The sequence below is a fragment of the Acidithiobacillus acidisediminis genome (assembly GCF_023277115.1).
Classification (GTDB): domain Bacteria; phylum Pseudomonadota; class Gammaproteobacteria; order Acidithiobacillales; family Acidithiobacillaceae; genus Igneacidithiobacillus; species Igneacidithiobacillus acidisediminis.
Genome location: NZ_JALQCS010000001.1, coordinates 1,149,403 through 1,164,589, shown reverse-complemented (window position 1 = coordinate 1,164,589; position 15,187 = coordinate 1,149,403). Strand labels below are relative to the sequence as shown.

At 58.2% G+C, this 15,187-nt stretch carries 16 protein-coding genes; 6 read left to right on the top strand and 10 right to left on the bottom strand.

The window, feature by feature from the left end:
• Nucleotides 1–14 precede the first annotated feature (14 nt).
• From recG to M5D89_RS05950, 8 genes are all read right to left on the bottom strand, one after another.
• The gene (gene recG / locus M5D89_RS05985) at nt 15–2,078 is read right to left on the bottom strand and encodes an ATP-dependent DNA helicase RecG (protein ID WP_248884928.1); all 2,064 of its coding nucleotides are present in this window, start codon (nt 2,076–2,078) and stop codon (nt 15–17) included.
• Between the two features lie 9 nt (nt 2,079–2,087).
• A complete protein-coding gene (locus tag M5D89_RS05980) occupies nt 2,088–2,300 on the bottom strand; it encodes a DUF1858 domain-containing protein (RefSeq protein WP_248884927.1) in 213 nt (70 codons plus the stop codon).
• Nucleotides 2,287–2,688, bottom strand: a complete 402-nt coding sequence (locus M5D89_RS05975; protein WP_248884926.1) for a Rid family detoxifying hydrolase — start codon at nt 2,686–2,688, stop codon at nt 2,287–2,289. The genes M5D89_RS05980 and M5D89_RS05975 overlap by 14 nt, the downstream gene beginning before the upstream one ends.
• A gap of 17 nt (nt 2,689–2,705) precedes the next feature.
• On the bottom strand, nt 2,706–4,973 hold the full coding sequence (locus M5D89_RS05970) for a RelA/SpoT family protein (protein ID WP_248884925.1): 2,268 nt from the start codon (nt 4,971–4,973) through the stop codon (nt 2,706–2,708).
• On the bottom strand, nt 4,957–5,232 hold the full coding sequence (rpoZ, locus tag M5D89_RS05965) for a DNA-directed RNA polymerase subunit omega (protein WP_248884924.1): 276 nt from the start codon (nt 5,230–5,232) through the stop codon (nt 4,957–4,959). Before rpoZ ends, M5D89_RS05970 begins: the two co-directional genes overlap by 17 nt.
• Nucleotides 5,233–5,259: 27 nt before the next feature.
• Complete coding sequence (gene gmk / locus M5D89_RS05960; protein ID WP_248884923.1) at nt 5,260–5,892, bottom strand: guanylate kinase; 633 nt, start codon at nt 5,890–5,892, stop codon at nt 5,260–5,262.
• Between the two features lie 2 nt (nt 5,893–5,894).
• A complete protein-coding gene (locus M5D89_RS05955; protein WP_248884922.1) occupies nt 5,895–6,755 on the bottom strand; it encodes a YicC/YloC family endoribonuclease in 861 nt (286 codons plus the stop codon).
• 61 nt (nt 6,756–6,816) lie between these two features.
• Complete coding sequence (locus tag M5D89_RS05950) at nt 6,817–7,359, bottom strand: Slp family lipoprotein (RefSeq protein ID WP_248884921.1); 543 nt, start codon at nt 7,357–7,359, stop codon at nt 6,817–6,819.
• Between the two features lie 211 nt (nt 7,360–7,570).
• On the opposite strand from M5D89_RS05950, the gene M5D89_RS05945 reads away from it, so the two are divergent.
• From M5D89_RS05945 to M5D89_RS05925, 5 genes are all read left to right on the top strand, one after another.
• A complete protein-coding gene (locus M5D89_RS05945; RefSeq protein ID WP_248884920.1) occupies nt 7,571–9,769 on the top strand; it encodes a TonB-dependent receptor in 2,199 nt (732 codons plus the stop codon).
• 70 nt (nt 9,770–9,839) lie between these two features.
• Entirely contained in the window at nt 9,840–10,517 is a 678-nt protein-coding gene (locus M5D89_RS05940; RefSeq protein ID WP_248884919.1) for a MotA/TolQ/ExbB proton channel family protein, read from the top strand.
• 3 nt (nt 10,518–10,520) lie between these two features.
• Nucleotides 10,521–10,919, top strand: a complete 399-nt coding sequence (locus tag M5D89_RS05935) for an ExbD/TolR family protein (RefSeq protein ID WP_248884918.1) — start codon at nt 10,521–10,523, stop codon at nt 10,917–10,919.
• Nucleotides 10,916–11,644, top strand: a complete 729-nt coding sequence (locus M5D89_RS05930) for a TonB family protein (protein ID WP_248884917.1) — start codon at nt 10,916–10,918, stop codon at nt 11,642–11,644. The genes M5D89_RS05935 and M5D89_RS05930 overlap by 4 nt, the downstream gene beginning before the upstream one ends.
• A gap of 32 nt (nt 11,645–11,676) precedes the next feature.
• Nucleotides 11,677–13,053, top strand: a complete 1,377-nt coding sequence (locus M5D89_RS05925) for an alkaline phosphatase D family protein (RefSeq protein ID WP_248884916.1) — start codon at nt 11,677–11,679, stop codon at nt 13,051–13,053.
• Here M5D89_RS05925 and M5D89_RS05920 read toward each other — a convergent pair.
• Nucleotides 13,038–13,730 (bottom strand): response regulator, encoded by a 693-nt coding sequence (locus M5D89_RS05920; protein WP_248884915.1) that lies wholly within the window; start codon nt 13,728–13,730, stop codon nt 13,038–13,040. The genes M5D89_RS05925 and M5D89_RS05920 overlap by 16 nt on opposite strands.
• A gap of 613 nt (nt 13,731–14,343) precedes the next feature.
• Here M5D89_RS05920 and orn point away from each other — a divergent pair.
• Entirely contained in the window at nt 14,344–14,925 is a 582-nt protein-coding gene (orn, locus tag M5D89_RS05915; RefSeq protein WP_248884914.1) for an oligoribonuclease, read from the top strand.
• A 14-nt stretch (nt 14,926–14,939) separates the two neighbouring features.
• Here orn and M5D89_RS05910 read toward each other — a convergent pair whose 3' ends face one another.
• Nucleotides 14,940–15,182, bottom strand: a complete 243-nt coding sequence (locus M5D89_RS05910; RefSeq protein WP_248884913.1) for a hypothetical protein — start codon at nt 15,180–15,182, stop codon at nt 14,940–14,942.
• Nucleotides 15,183–15,187: the final 5 nt, after the last annotated feature.

Genomic DNA, 15,187 nt, shown 5'->3' with positions numbered 1-15,187 from the left:
TTTCTGGGCGACTTTTATGCCACGCCCGCATAGGCGCTGGCGCTACCCAACCAGCGCTGCACTAAGATCTCGCACATGGTCGGAGAGGAGCGCTCCAATGTGGCTGCCAGTTCAGGAAGCATCGCCATCAGCGCCTCATCGCGGAGAAAGTCCGCAACGCGCAATTGTCGCTCGCCGCTTTGCCGTATACCCAGAAACTCACCCGGCCCACGCATTTCCAGGTCTTTGCGGGCAATCACGAAGCCATCCTGCGACTCCCGCAGGATCTGTAGTCTTTCCCGCGCCTTGACCGAGAGCGGCCCGTGATAGAGGAGAATGCAAAGGCTAGCCTCCGCTCCGCGCCCTACCCTACCGCGCAACTGATGCAACTGCGCCAGCCCGAGGCGTTCGGCGTTTTCGATCACCATCACCGAGGCGTTCGGCACATCCACACCAACCTCGATCACCGTCGTCGCCACCAGAACTCGCACGTCGCCACGACGAAAGGCTGCCATGATCTCCGCCTTTTCTTCACTTCGCTGACGCCCGTGCAACAGGGCAATAGCCGTAGCAGGGAGCGCGACCTGCAGCTCCGCATAGCTCGCCTCCGCTGCCTGAAGCTGCAGCAGCTCAGACTCTTCGATGAGCGGACACACCCAGTAGATCTGACGGCCCGCCTCCAGCAAATGATGCAAACGCCCAATGAGTTCTTCTCGCCGCTCATCCGCCAAGACTAGAGTCTCGATCGGCTGGCGGCCGGGCGGAAGGGAGTCGATCGTGGAAAGATCGAGATCGGCATGCAAGGTCATCGCCAAGGTACGCGGGATCGGTGTAGCCGTCATCACCAGCAGATGGGGCACAATCCCCTTCTCCAGAAGTCGCCGCCGCTGCTCAACCCCAAATCGATGTTGCTCATCGACAATGACCAGCCCCAAATGGGAGAACTCCACCCCTTCCTGAAAGAGTGCCTGCGTACCACAGACAATGGTCATGCTGCCGTCCCGCAGCGCCGTCAAAACTTCCCGTCGCTGCCGCGCCCCCTGGCTGCCCAGCAACAAGCCTACTGGCAGATCCAGCAACTGCATCCAGCTGCTCAAGCGCTCATGTAACTGCAGGGCGAGAATCTCCGTCGGTGCCATCACTGCCACCTGCATGCCAGCGGCCACCGCGTGCAAGAGGACTGCGGCAGCAACCAGGGTCTTGCCCGACCCGACATCTCCCTGCAGCAGGCGTCGCATGGGACGGGTGCCGGCGAGATCATGAACGGCCTCGGCAATGACTCGCTCCTGCGCCGCCGTGGGGGTAAACGGTAGATGTCCACGCAAACGCTGCCAAAGAACCGGATCGGGATGGCAAGAGATCCCTCGTTGGACATCAAGACGATGGCGCTCGCGCCGCAAGGCCAGATGATGAGCCAGCAGTTCATCAAGGGCAACGCGTTGCCATTCCCGATCGCTCGCTGCAGGCGCCCGCTGCCCACCCTGATGGAGATAGCGAATGCTATCCGCCAGCGTCGGCCAGCCGGGTAGCAATTCTTGCAGCGGATCGCGCAATTCTTCAACGAGCGCTAACGCCATTCCCGCAAAACGCCGCCATTGTTGTTGGTTCATGCCCTGCGTGCTGGGATAAAACGGCGTGAGATGCTCGGGGAGACGAAAATCGTTGCGATCCGCAAGTTGCCACTCTGGATGCACCATCTCTACACCGCGTGCGCCCGCGCGCAACTCCCCGAAACACCAGAGTCGACGTCCTCGCTGCCATTGCTGCCGGAGCGCCGGGCTCAGATGGAAGAAGCGCAAGGTCAACGGTGCTGCGACACCATCCCCCAGCAGCAGCAACCATTGTTCTCGCCGCCCTTGCTGACGTTGTAGATCGACGATCTCACCGACCGTCGCGCACTCCATTCCGGGCCGCAGGGCGTTCAGGGGCAGCAAGTGGCGTCGATCCTGAAAACGCAAGGGGAGATGAAAGAGCAGGTCTTCTATTCGCTCCAAGCCCAGCGCGCCCATGCATGTGGCAAGGGCAGGCCCGATACCGGGCAAGGCAGTAAGGGGGTCCTGCAGGCGTACCGGTTTTACGGATCTCGACCCAGCAGCCATGCGCAAGGACTAGTGGCTGGTCTCGGCAGTACGGCGCGCGTCCCAGTCCCTGAGCAAGGCCTGTAAATCGATGTGATGCATGGTAGCCACGCCGAGCAAAGTTTCCCGCTCGGCAATGAAGCATTCACTGCAGTGAATGCCGCGCTCCTCCAGCAAGCTGCGTAGCTCTGGGTATTGTGCCAACAGCACGCGTATGGGCTGGTGTAAATCAGTCGGTAGCATTTCCCGTCTCGCGCAGCGCGACAATGCCATCGATCTCGACGGCTGCAGCACGCGGTAGCGCCGCCACCTGCAGCGCCGCCCGCGCCGGATAGGGCGGCGTAAAAAACTGCTCCATGAGCGCATTCACGGTGGCAAAATTACGTAGATCACTCAGGTAGACCTGCAATTTCACGGCCCGGCGCAGATCCGTGCCGGCAGCAACACAAACCGCCTGCAGGTTGTCGAGCACCTGCTGCATCTGCGCCGCAAAATCTCCTTCCACCAAATCGCCCGTGCTTGGGTCGATGGGAATCTGGCCCGAGAGATATAAAAGATCCCCATGGATCATGGCTTGACTATACGCCCCAATGGCCTGGGGGGCGTCGGCGCTGTGCACTGCTCTTGGCATAAGACTCTCCTGACTGATCATCCTTTTACACGCTGCACTCGCGATACCGAAGGCAGGGAGCGCAAGCTACGTACCACCTGTGCCAGATGGTCCCGATCCCGCACGCTGATGGTAAAAGTGATGCCGGTGTAGAGTCCATCCTGGGGCTCGATATCGACATGATCGATATTGGCATCGGCCTGGGCTATATGGGTTGCAACGCGTGCCAGAACCCCGCGCCCACTCTCCGCCACCACCCGCACCAGGACGGGAAACTCCGCGTGGACATCGGGATCCCACTGGACGTCCACCCAGCGATCTCGGCGCTTGCGCCACTCGCGGATGTTGTGACAGTCGTGGGTATGCACCACGATGCCCTTGCCTGCGGTGATGAAACCCAGGATCGGGTCGCCGGGGATAGGACGGCAACAACGGGCGAGGGTTACCGGCATGCCCTCGGTACCACGAATCAGCAATGGCTGAATGTGCTCGCCCTCGCGTCCAGGACGCCCCGGCAGCAGAGAACTGACCGCCTGACCCAGGCGCCGCGCCGTTTGTGCCAGGCGCCCACGCTCTTCTTCGGGGACAAGCTTTTGCGCCACGACCAGGGGAATCACCTGGCCAATGCCAATGGCCACTAGGAGCGCAGCGCGATCCTCGACCTGAAAAGTGGCATATACCCGGTGAAATTGCTCCTCCGTCAATGCGTCGATGGATGTGCCTAGGCTGTGCAAGGCCTTGTCGAGGAGATTTTGGCCCAACTGTTCTGCATCCCCGCGCTGTATGGTCTTGAGATACGAGCGAATGTTGGCACGTGCCTTGGCGGTAACCACCACTTCCAGCCAACCGGCCTGGGGGTGGGCAGACTCGGCGGTGATGACCTCGACTTTGTCCCCATTATCGAGAATGCTGCGCAGCGGCACATAAATCTCGTTGATTTTTGCCGCCACGGCGCGATTGCCGATATCACTATGCACGGCATAGGCAAAATCGATTGCCGTTGCCCCACGCGGCAAGCCCAAAATTTTTCCTTTGGGGGTGAAAACATAGACCTCGTCGGGGAAGAGATCCATTTTCAGGCTCTCCAGAAATTCCTGGGAATCCCCGCCTTGCGCCTGCAACTCCAACAAACGTTGGATCCAGGCCCGCGCTTGCGCTTCCGCATGAGCCTTCTGAATGCCGCTTTTGTAGAGCCAGTGTGCCGCAACCCCCGCCTCGGCCACCCGATGCATGTCCTCCGTCCGAATCTGTACTTCTACCGGATGCCCAAAGGGCCCCAGCAGAATGGTGTGCAGAGACTGATAGCCGTTGGATTTGGGAATAGCAATATAATCCTTGAAGCGTCCTGGAATCGGTCGGAACAAACTATGCACAATGCCCAAGACCCGGTAACAGGTATCGACATCGTCAACGATGATGCGAAAGGCATGGAGATCGTGGATGGCAGAGAAGGGCAAGCCCTTGCGCTGCATTTTGCGATAAATGCTGTAAACGTGTTTCTCGCGCCCACTTACCTCGGCGTGGATGGCCTCTTGACGTAAACGCTCGGCAATCAACTGCCCAATTTTTTGCACTGCCTCCTTGCGATGACCACGTGCGGCCTTGATCGCCTGGTTTAGGGCATGCCAGCGCTTGGGATAGAGATGGGAGAAGGCCAACTCCTCCAACTCGATGCGGATTGCGTGAATACCCAACCGTTGCGCAATTGGGGCATAGATATCCAGCGTTTCGCGGGAGATGCGCCGCCGCTTGTCGGCCGCCATAACGCCCATGGTACGCATGTTGTGCAAGCGGTCGGCGAGCTTGATGAGGACCACACGAATGTCCCGCGACATCGCAAGAAACATCTTGCGAAAATTCTCCGCCTGCGCCTCTTCCCGAGTCTCGAAACGCACCTGGCCGAGCTTGCTGACCCCATCGACCATTTCCGTAACTTCGGCACCGAAATGTTCGGTCAGTTCCTCCTTACTGATGCCACAATCTTCAATGACATCATGGAGCAACGCCGCCTGAATCGTCGCCACGTCCAGTTGCAGCTCCGCCAGGATACAAGCCACCGCAACGGGGTGGTGGATATAAGGCTCGCCACTGCGCCGTTTCTGTCCGCGATGTGCCGCCGCCGCCAGCTCATACGCTTCCCGAGCCTTCTCTACATCTTCCGGCGGTAGGTATCGCTGCAGTAACAGACGCAGGGGCGCGCAAGGATCGCCGAGAGACGGCGCCACTGGTGACAGGTGCAGAACCTCCGCCGCCTCCGCAAGTACTACGGAGTCAGCACGAGCACTGAGCTCAGTCGCTGCCGACATCCTCAACACCTGTGAGCTCACGACGCGAAGCGCCAGGGAAACTGGCCAGCGGCGGCGGGACCGGCTCATCCAGAATCGCGCGCGTCACATTACCCGCGGCAATCTCACGCAGCGCGAGTACGGTATTCTTATCCCGTCCCACTGGCAACGATGGTTGCGCACCGCCAGCCAATTGACGTGCGCGACGCGCTGCCACCAGGGTCAACTCAAAACGATTGTCGACTTGGGACAAACAATCTTCTACGGTAATACGGGCCATACGGCACTTCCTCTCTGCAAAACATGATCACGCCAGAAGCTCGCGCAGACGTGCGTGCTCGGTATGCTGCTGACGGTTACGCCGCAGGTGTTCGGCACGGACAACAGAGCGCAAATCCGCCAAGGCGCACGGAAAGTCTTCATTCACTACCAAGTAGTCGAACTCGTCGTAATGTAGCAGTTCTTCCCGCGCCGCCGCCAGTCGTTTGGCGATCACTGCATCGCTATCCTGCCCTCTTCCCCGCAGCCGTTCCGACAGCGCTTGCAACGAAGGAGGCAGAATGAAGATGCTCACAGTGTGCTCGGGCAGGCGCTCGCGCACCAAACGCGCGCCTTGCCAGTCAATTTCCAAGAGGCAGTCGGTTCCGGCAAACAACTGTTTTTTGACCCAGGATTCGCCCGTACCATAGCGATTGCCGTGCACCTGGGCGTGCTCCAGAAACTCCCCCCGTTCCGCCATGGCAACAAATTGTGCCTCGGAAATAAAATGATAATCCTGTCCATCCACCTCCCCTGGGCGTGGCGGGCGGGTAGTGAAAGACACCGAGCTGCGTAGTGTGGCCGTTTCCCGCACCAAGGCATGCGAAAGACTCGTTTTGCCAGCGCCACTGGGCGCCGAAACAATCCACAAAATACCAGCATGATGGGCGCGTTCCGTCATGATCACTCCACGTTCTGAACCTGTTCGCGAATCTGCTCAACCAGAACTTTGAGCTCGATGGCCGCCTGACTGACTTCTTGGTCGCCCGCCTTGGAACCCAAGGTATTCGCCTCACGATTGCACTCCTGCACCAGAAAATCGAGGCGCCGACCCACTGGTTCGTCTCGCTGCAATACCTGGCGCAGTTCCACCAAATGCGTACTGAGACGCTCCATTTCTTCCGCAATGTCTTGGCGGTGCAGATAAAACACCAGTTCCTGCTCCCAACGTCCGGGATCTACCTGCTGCTGCAATTCGCTCAGCCGCCGGTCCAAACGTTCCACCAGCTTGCCCTCTAGGGCAGGTAACCGCGCGCGTAGCGAGGCGAGAATCTTCTCCATCGCTTGGATCTTCTGTAGCAAGATTTCCGCCAGAGCGCTTCCTTCCCGTTCCCGCGATTCTTGCAGCACCCTCAATCCCTGATCGAGGAGCGCCAAAAGTGGCTCTGGCTGCAGCTCTTGCCTACTGGCCTGCAGTACTCCAGGCCACCGCAGCAGATCAAGCGGACTCAGTTGCGCGAGAGGGCTACCCCAAATTTCCGAAACCGTTTCCATGGTGCCGCGCAGTTGCTGCAGCAAGGCAAGATTCGCAGAGATGCCGGCGTCTTCTTCCGAGGAATTTTGCCGCAACCAAAGTTCCACCCGCCCGCGTTTGATCACCTGGCTGACCCGCCGACGGATCTCACCTTCGATGGCCAGGATGCTATCGGGAATATGCAAAACCACCTCGAGATGGCGGTGATTTACTGCCCGAAGCTCCCAAATCCTGTCGGTATTCGCCCCGCTTCCCGCGACTTGGGCATAGCCGGTCATGCTCCGAATCATTCTCGCTCCGACCACAAAAAATTCAGTTTAGCACGAGGCGAGATGCGCAACACGGACCAGTTTACCAGGGATAAGCCCAGCCGAAGCGAGGCCCGAACGGGCCGTAATAACCTGGCCAGCCCCAGCCCCAGCCCCCACCGATGACGACCGTACTCCTCTGCGGCTCGGGCTCAGGCAAGGGCCACAGATACGCCTGACTGGCACTGAGACGCGGGTAAGGATAAGTGAAGCCGCCTATTTTTTTGCGCACGGTACCCTGGATCGTGCCAATGAATGTCATTTCTCGCCCTGCCGCATACAGCGTTGGATCGTAGAAACCCGGCGCACAGGCAATGAAGCGCCCCACATCTGCCGCTTCGCGCCCCAAGATCGGGCGACCATCCTTGCGCAATGGAAAGCCGAGTACCGTAAAACAGGTTTGCTGCGCTTCCGGCTCTGTCTGGATCAGCTCCCCACCCCAACGCACGAGTTTCCCGTTTTCTGCCCCAGTCTGCGCCTGACGCGGAGTGATGGGGGGGAAGGTACCAGCAACGGGAGACATGGTGGCACAAGCAGAAAGACCAAATGGAAAGACCAGTGCAAACGTCAGTTTCGCGAATCGCATATCGCCTCCAACCTGCAGAAACCAAGAACATCAATAGTATAACTCAGGTCCCAGAGCATGGACACGACTCCACAATGTCACGAAATCGTAACCAAATGTTCATAAAAGTGTAACAAATCTTTGCTAATATTCTGCTCTGATGAGGGTTCGCCCAAAGCAGGCCGCCCAGGAGCCGCAAACAGCCCGGCCCATTTTTGATAGGAGCGTATCGATGAGAAGTAACAAACCCTTGCTGTTATCTCTAGCAGCAGCCCTCAGCGCGTTATCCCAGCTCAGTGCCCACGCGGACACGCAATCTCTTGGTACCGTAACGGGCAGCGCCAGCAGCAGCACCGGCTTCTTTGGTAGCGCGCCCAATCTCAACGTCGGCCACACACCCAAGGAAGACATCCAACGGGTACAGAAGTTTAACAAGACCGCCACCAATCAGGAGACGGAAATCACCAAGGGCCAGTTCCAGATGATCAGCCCGACGGACTCCTACACCCAGGTACTCAACACCCTGCCCAACGCCGTGGTGGTCAGCAGCGGCGACAGCATGGACGGCGATGACGTCTACATCAATGGTTTCAGTAAGTCCCTGATCAATTTTACTCTGGATGGCATTCCCCTCAACGACAACGACAGCTACACCTATTACACCAACGAGTTCATCCCCTCGGTGCTGGTGTCTGGGGCCAAGTACTACCCGGGTGCGGAATCGGCGGCCCTGCCGGGGTTGGCGGCCTTTGGTGGTGCCTTCGCCACCTACAGTCTCAAGCCTTCGCCCTTCCCCATCGTCCGGCCCATTGTCGGAGCAGGATCCTTTGGTAAATACAATTATGGCGGCCTGATCAACACCGGCCTCTTTGCCAAGAATTTCGCCCCCACTTCGGCCTGGATCTACGTCAATCAGACCCAGCGGGACGGGTATTTTCAAAACAACGGCGCCATTCAGTCACAGTTTCTTTTCAAGTCCATTACCCAGGTTGGCCCCGGTAACCTGACCCTGTTCTTCACCCAGAACAATCAGCGCTTCAATTACTACAACGGCGCTACGGCGCAGCAGATCGATCAGTTTGGTCGGGATTACAACAGCTATACCAGCAACCTGTATAACCCGAATGGCACGGTGAACACTAACTATTCGGGCTTCAACTACAACAATTATCTGAACTGGCTGGGCTATGCCAAATATGAGGGCCACCTGGGGCGCGTCCACTTTTCTGATCAATTCTACTACTACTACGGTAACGGCTTTGGCGCCGGTGCGACCACCTACAGCCAGACGGTTCTGACGCCCAATGACACCATCGCTACGGTGCGTCCGGCCAGCGGCCAAGTGCTGTTGCGCAACAGCGTCAACAATACCCATCGCTGGGGAAATATTGCCAAGATCTTGGTGCCCTTGGGGCCGGTAGACAGCGAGATCGGTTTCTGGTTCAACCACAACAACACCTTGCACGATTCTCGCTATCTCAGCATGAGCAACGTGTACTTGGGTTCCAGCTACTACGAGCCGGTGGTCACCAACACCTATGAACCTTTCTTGGTGCTGAACTACAAACCGATCGATGCGCTGAAACTGACTGCTGGCCTCAAGTATCTCTATGTAAGCCGAAGCTTTGTCGATGACGTGGCCCTGGCGCGGGGCAGACCAGGACAATTCGACGTCAATTTCAGCTCGGTTCTGCCCTCCGTGGGCGCCAACCTGCGTATCCTGCCCAATTGGCATGCCTATGTGAATTATAGTGAGAACAGCAATCCACCCGGATACAATCAGTTCTACACTGGCACCTACAACGCCAATCTCCAGCCCCAACGGGCCAAAACCTACAGTGTGGGCACCAACTGGGAACTTGGCCCGTGGTCTTCCCAGCTCCAGGCCTTCCGGGTGGACTTTAGCAACTACATTCTCAGCACCACAATTCAGGTGGGATCTTTCAACCAGAGCGTGCTGGCCAATGCGGGCAAGGCCATCAACCAGGGCATTAGCTGGCAGAATAACGTGGTACTGAATGATATCTTCAGCGCGTACGCCAACGTTGGCATCTTGGATGCCCGGCTGACTTCGGCGGGCCAGCCCTTCCCCTATGCACCACACCACACGGAAGCGCTAGGGTTTATCGGCCGGTACCATGGATTCCAGGGCACCATTTCCTTCCACGAAATGGGTAATTCCTACTATAGCCTTGGGAGTAGCTTCCTGCCCCTGGGCAGTCGCTTCTACAGCAACATGAGCCTGCGCTACACCTTCAACAATGCCCCCCTCAGCAACACCCTGGGCTTCAAGAAGGTGACGACGGCCCTGAACCTGAACAACCTGTTTGATCGGAGCTACATCGTCAGCTACTCCGGTAGCAGTAGCAATCCGTACCAAAAGCTGAACCTTCCCTTCAACGTCTACGCCAGCCTGGATGCGACCTTCTGATCCCTGGCCGTTATCTACACCTTTGGCACATTGGCCGCCTTCGGGCGGTCCCAACATTTGAGGTCTGCTCATGAATTTTTCCCAACTCGCCCAAATTGCCGCTCATTCCGGGGGCATCCTGTTCATCATGCCCATTCTCTTGCTCATTGTGCTCTGGGTCAGCTTTGAGCGCTTTCTGTACCTGAACCGCATGACCCATCTGGGCGAACAAACGGCCCAAGCCTTGGATAGTCTGCCGGATCTGCGTCCATCCAGCCTGAGCCCCCTGGCCGAGAGCACCCCCGCCCCCTTCAAACCGTTGCTGGAGGTGCCCCTGCGCTACCCCCAGATTCAGGACAGCGGCCGCTTGTCGGAAGTCCTGCAGGAAGTCGTCATGCGACAGGTGCCTACCTTGGACCGTGGCCTCTGGATCCTCGACACCACCATCACCTTGGCGCCCCTTCTCGGGCTCCTGGGCACGATCGTCGGCATGTTCCATGCCTTCCAGGTGTTGAACAACGTCAGTAACAACCCGACTGCGATCACCGGTAACGTGGCCGAGGCCCTCTTGGCCACCGCAGCGGGTCTGGTCATTGCCATCATCGGCCTGGTCACTTTCAACGGTCTGCACAATCGTATGCGCCTGGTGGTGCATCAGATGGAAACCCTACGGACCATGCTGGTGAATCGTCTGGAAGGACTGAGCCATCAGCAGGCCCTAGAAATTAGTTCGGCCAAGCCGGTCTACCACGCCGCCCAGGAGGCCTGAGCCATGCAGTATCTGGAAGTGCGCAAGGGACGGGTAGAGATCATTCCCATGATCGATATCATGCTGTTCCTGTTGATCTTCTTTATCATGATCACGATCCACATGATCCCCGATCGCGGCCTACCCGCCAACATGCCAGGCTCCGGCACCGCCCAGGCCCTGCCCAAGCCCAAAGTCGTCCTCAACCTCCATGGGGCTGGGGAGGTAGATCTGGATGGCAAAGCCATCAGCCTCAGCGCCCTCACGGCAACACTGCATGCCCAAGATCCGGCGAATACCCAGGTCACCATCGCTGCCAGCAAGAACGCCGACATCCAAGCCCTGGTCAAGGTCATGGACGCCTGCCGCGCTGCAGGGGTCACGGCCATCGGTTTGGCTGCCAAAGCAGAAGCCCAACCATGAACGCCGTCCCTCCCCTGCCCCTTCAGGACTTGGGGCAACTGATCCAGGATGGTCGCCAGCCCAGCAAGGGGAAACCTGCCTTGATGCTGGCGCTGGTGGCCGAGGCGGCCCTGATTGGCCTCTTGCTCTGGGAGAGCAACCGGAGCACTCCGCCTCCGCCACCGGCGCTGCCGCCCATGACCCTACAGCTGGTGCAGCCAGAGCCTCCCAAACCTTTGCCGCCAGCACCCCCCAAGCCCAAGCCGACCCCGACACCGCCACGGCAGGTGGCGCCCAAGCCTACCTCGAGACCCATAGTGCGCCCGGTTCCACGGCCCACGCTGGCACCGATCAAGACGGTGACACCGCCGAGCCCCCTGCCCAGTCCGGTACAAGCCCCACCACCACCTCCGGTCAAGGAAACGCCACCACCCAGCCCGCCGCCGGTGAGTGCTGCGGTCAAGGCGGATTACCTGGTTCAAGTCAAAGGCGCCATCCAGGCGGCAGTCCACTTCCCGGAGGCCGCGCGGATGCTGGGACAGAGTGGCAAGGTCCTGGTGCGCTTTTATTTACAAGACGGACGGGTCTCCCGGGTGAGCATCGTCCAGAAAGGCAGCCTCGATGACTTCAATGCTGCGGCCCTCGCCGCCGTGCGCCAAGCCAAGTTGCCCCCCGTACCGGCGGGCCTGCAAGGCAAAAGTTTCGACCTGCAAGTCTGGGTCGCATTCGTACTCCACGACTCGTAATACCCACATATCAACAACTAGAGGGAGCACCCATGTCCATTACTCGTCGCCGATTTCTACAGCAGTCCGCTCTCCTGGGCGGTCTGGCCGGGGTCAGTTGGCCCGAGGTCCTGCTGGCCCAAGGCAAGACCAAGTCACTCCACGCCGGCCCCATGATGGGCTATCCGACGGGTCGTTCTGGTACGGTCTGGCTACAGACCCAAGGTCCGGCCCAGGTACAGATCGCCTACTACGCCGAGGGGGACTCCGCACGTCAACTGACCACGCCGGTACAGACCCTGGCCGAGGACTTCTTCACCGCCACCCTGAGCTTGAACAACCTGAAGCCAGGAACACGCTATCACACTCAGGTCTTGCTGGACGGCACAGCCCTTCCGGAACCCGGACCAGTGGTCTGGACCCCAGAACTATGGCGCTGGCGCAAACCCGCCCCGGACTTCAAAGTCCTGACGGGCTCCTGCGCCTACATCAACGACGCACCCTATGACCGTCCCGGTAAGGCCTACGGCGGTGGCTACGAGATCTACCAAGCCATGACTGCTGAGCAGGCCGCACTCATGGTCTGGTTGGGGGACAATCTGTATTTCCGCGAGGGCGACCTAGATAGCCCCGCCGGGATGGCCCTGCGCTACTGGTCTGACCGGGCCTTTGCGCCTTTGCAGGGCTTTCTCAACAGCACCGCGCAGATCGCCATCTGGGACGATCACGACTACGGCCCCAACGACAGTGACAGCAGCTTTGTTTTCAAGGCAGCGGCCCGGCAGTTGTTCCAGCACTACTGGCCCAATCCCAGTTTCGGCCTGCCCGGCACACCCGGCGTGTTCACTCAGTACAGCCTGTATGACGCCGATTTCTTCCTGCTCGACGATCGCTGGTATCGAAGTGCCGACGCCAGCCCAGAGTCGGCCCAAAAGGTCATGTTTGGCCCCGCTCAGATGGCGTGGTTAAAAAACGCCCTACTCGACTCCCATGCGCGCTTCAAGATCATCGCCGCCGGGGGCCAGATGCTCAATGATGATGACGCCTACGAAGGATGGAACCTCTATACTGAAGAGCGTCAGGAGTTTCTCGACTGGCTGCAGAATACCCGCATCCCCGGCGTTCTCTTTCTGTCAGGGGATCGCCACATCAGTGAACTCATGCGACGGGAACGTCCGCGCTACAGCGGCAAGCATGATTACCCTCTGTGGGAAATCACCAGTTCCCCCCTCAACTCCGGCCCCGCCAAAGGCGATCACAATCCTTGGCGGGTGCCGGGCACCCTGGTAGAACAAAGAAACTATTGCAGTCTCGATTTTCAGGGGCATGGCCGGGACCGGGACCTGCTCGTAACCTGCAAGAATACCCGCGGTCAGGTGCTGTGGACGCAGCGCATCACTGGCCAAGACTTGGGTTACGGGACTGTCTGATCCGGTTCAAAGCGATACCCCGCCCCGCGTTCCGTAAGTAGGAAGCGGGGCTGCTTGGGATTATCTTCTATGATCTTGCGCAGACGGGTGACACGCACATCAATACTGCGATCAAAACGACCATCTTCTTCACCACCTAGAACTTGCAACAGGGTATCACGACTCAAGATACGCCGTGGTCGTTGGGCAAAAACGAGCAAAAGCTCCATCTCGGCAGGATTGAGCTCCATTTCCTGACCATCGGCAAATAAGCGTCGCTTGGTAAAATCCAGGCGAAAACGGCCAAATTGCTGAGAGGGGCTTGGCTCCTCCCGCCCCTGGCGACGCAAGAGCGCCCGTAAGCGAGCCAACAGTTCGCGAGCATTGAACGGCTTGGGAAGGTAATCATCCACCCCACTCTCCAGCCCGACAATGCGATCATCGTCATCCCCTCGCGCCGATAGCATCAACACCGGCGGCGCTTTCTTGGCGCGAAGTTCTTTGATGAGCGCTATGCCATCCTTGCCGCCCGGAAGCATCCAATCCAGCACAATGAGGTCGATCTCACCGTGAGCCAGCTGCCGCCACATTTCAGCACCGTTACCGGCCAGTTGGACAGCAAACCCCTCTTTCTCCAGAAAGTCCTTCAACATCTGCGCCAATCGCAGATCGTCATCAACGATAAGCACAACCGCCATAATCCGCCCCAAGAAGCCCTGGAAACAATTTTGAAACAATTGTCTTGTAGAATCCAGACCAGTGGACGCGCCGACAGATGCTTGTCAGCCTCTCCAATTGCTTGTTTTGCGGCTATTAGACGGGTCTTCACCCGTCTTTTTTTTTCAGCTCCACGCCGGTATCCAAGACACTTCAAATGGAAATATTCTGGAAACATTACTCTGGCAACCTTCTCAACAACGAAGGCGATCTACCCAAGCCTCACGATGATGACGGAGCGTAAGAATCACGGCAAACAGGCCTAGACCTGCAAGCCAAAAAGTTTGTAGCGGTTGTTTTGCGGCTATTAGACGGGCATTCGCCCGTCTTTTTTTGTCGGCTCTAGCCGGTTTCCAGGACCCTACAACCGGAAATATTCTGGAAACATTACTCTGGCAATCTAACCAACAAGGAAGGCGATCTACCCAAGCCTCACGATGATGACGGAGCGTAAGAATCACGGCAAACAGGCACAGACCTGCAAGCCAAAAAGTTTGTAGCGGTTGTTTTGCGGCTATTAGACGGGCACTCGCCCGTCTTTTTTTGTCCGCGCATCCTCATGCTACCATATAGCATCGCCAATGAGGAGAGCTGATGGATCCCAAGAGTCAACGCTTAGTCTGGATTGACCTCGAGATGACGGGTCTCCACCCCCAACAGGATCACATCCTCGAAATTGCGAGTATCGTTACCGATAACGACTTACGGGTTATCTGTGAAGGTCCAGTCCTAGCAGTACACCATGACGAAACCGTGCTACGCGCGATGGATGACTGGAATCAGCGCACCCATGGGGCCTCTGGATTGATCGAGCGTGTCCGCGCCAGTCGCCTGGATCTTGCCGCCGTGGAAACCCAAACCTTAGATTTCCTTCAGGCCCACGTCACACCCGGAACTTCCCCCCTGTGTGGTAACAGTGTCTGCCAGGATCGTCGCTTTCTCGCGCAGCACATGCCGCGCTTGGAGCGATTTTTCCACTATCGGCTGATCGATGTCTCAACCTTGAAGGAACTGAGTGCGCGCTGGTATCCCAAGCTTGCACGATTCCAGAAATCAGAACGCCACGAAGCTTTGAGTGATATTCGTGAATCGCTTGCGGAACTGCGTCACTATCGTCAGGTCCTTTTGCGCGGACCGGAGTGGGAAGAAGACGAAGGAAGTACAGATTTCGTGTGAGAGCACGAAAGACTTTACTTGACGGGTGTCGGAAGATTCTGGATGAGATCTACGCGCACGCGCAGCTCTACGTTATCCTCCAGCACTCGGCAGTGCAGGAAGTCGGCGTGCTCGCCTTCTTCAAAGCTCAGGGGCAAGACAACACTCATGTAGTGGGTTTGATCCCGCTCATCGACCCAGTGCAGGCGCATCTGCTCTGATGTTAGGATGGCAATTTCCAGGCGCTCGACAATTTGCCGTGGCGTGTGTGCAGACATGGAGT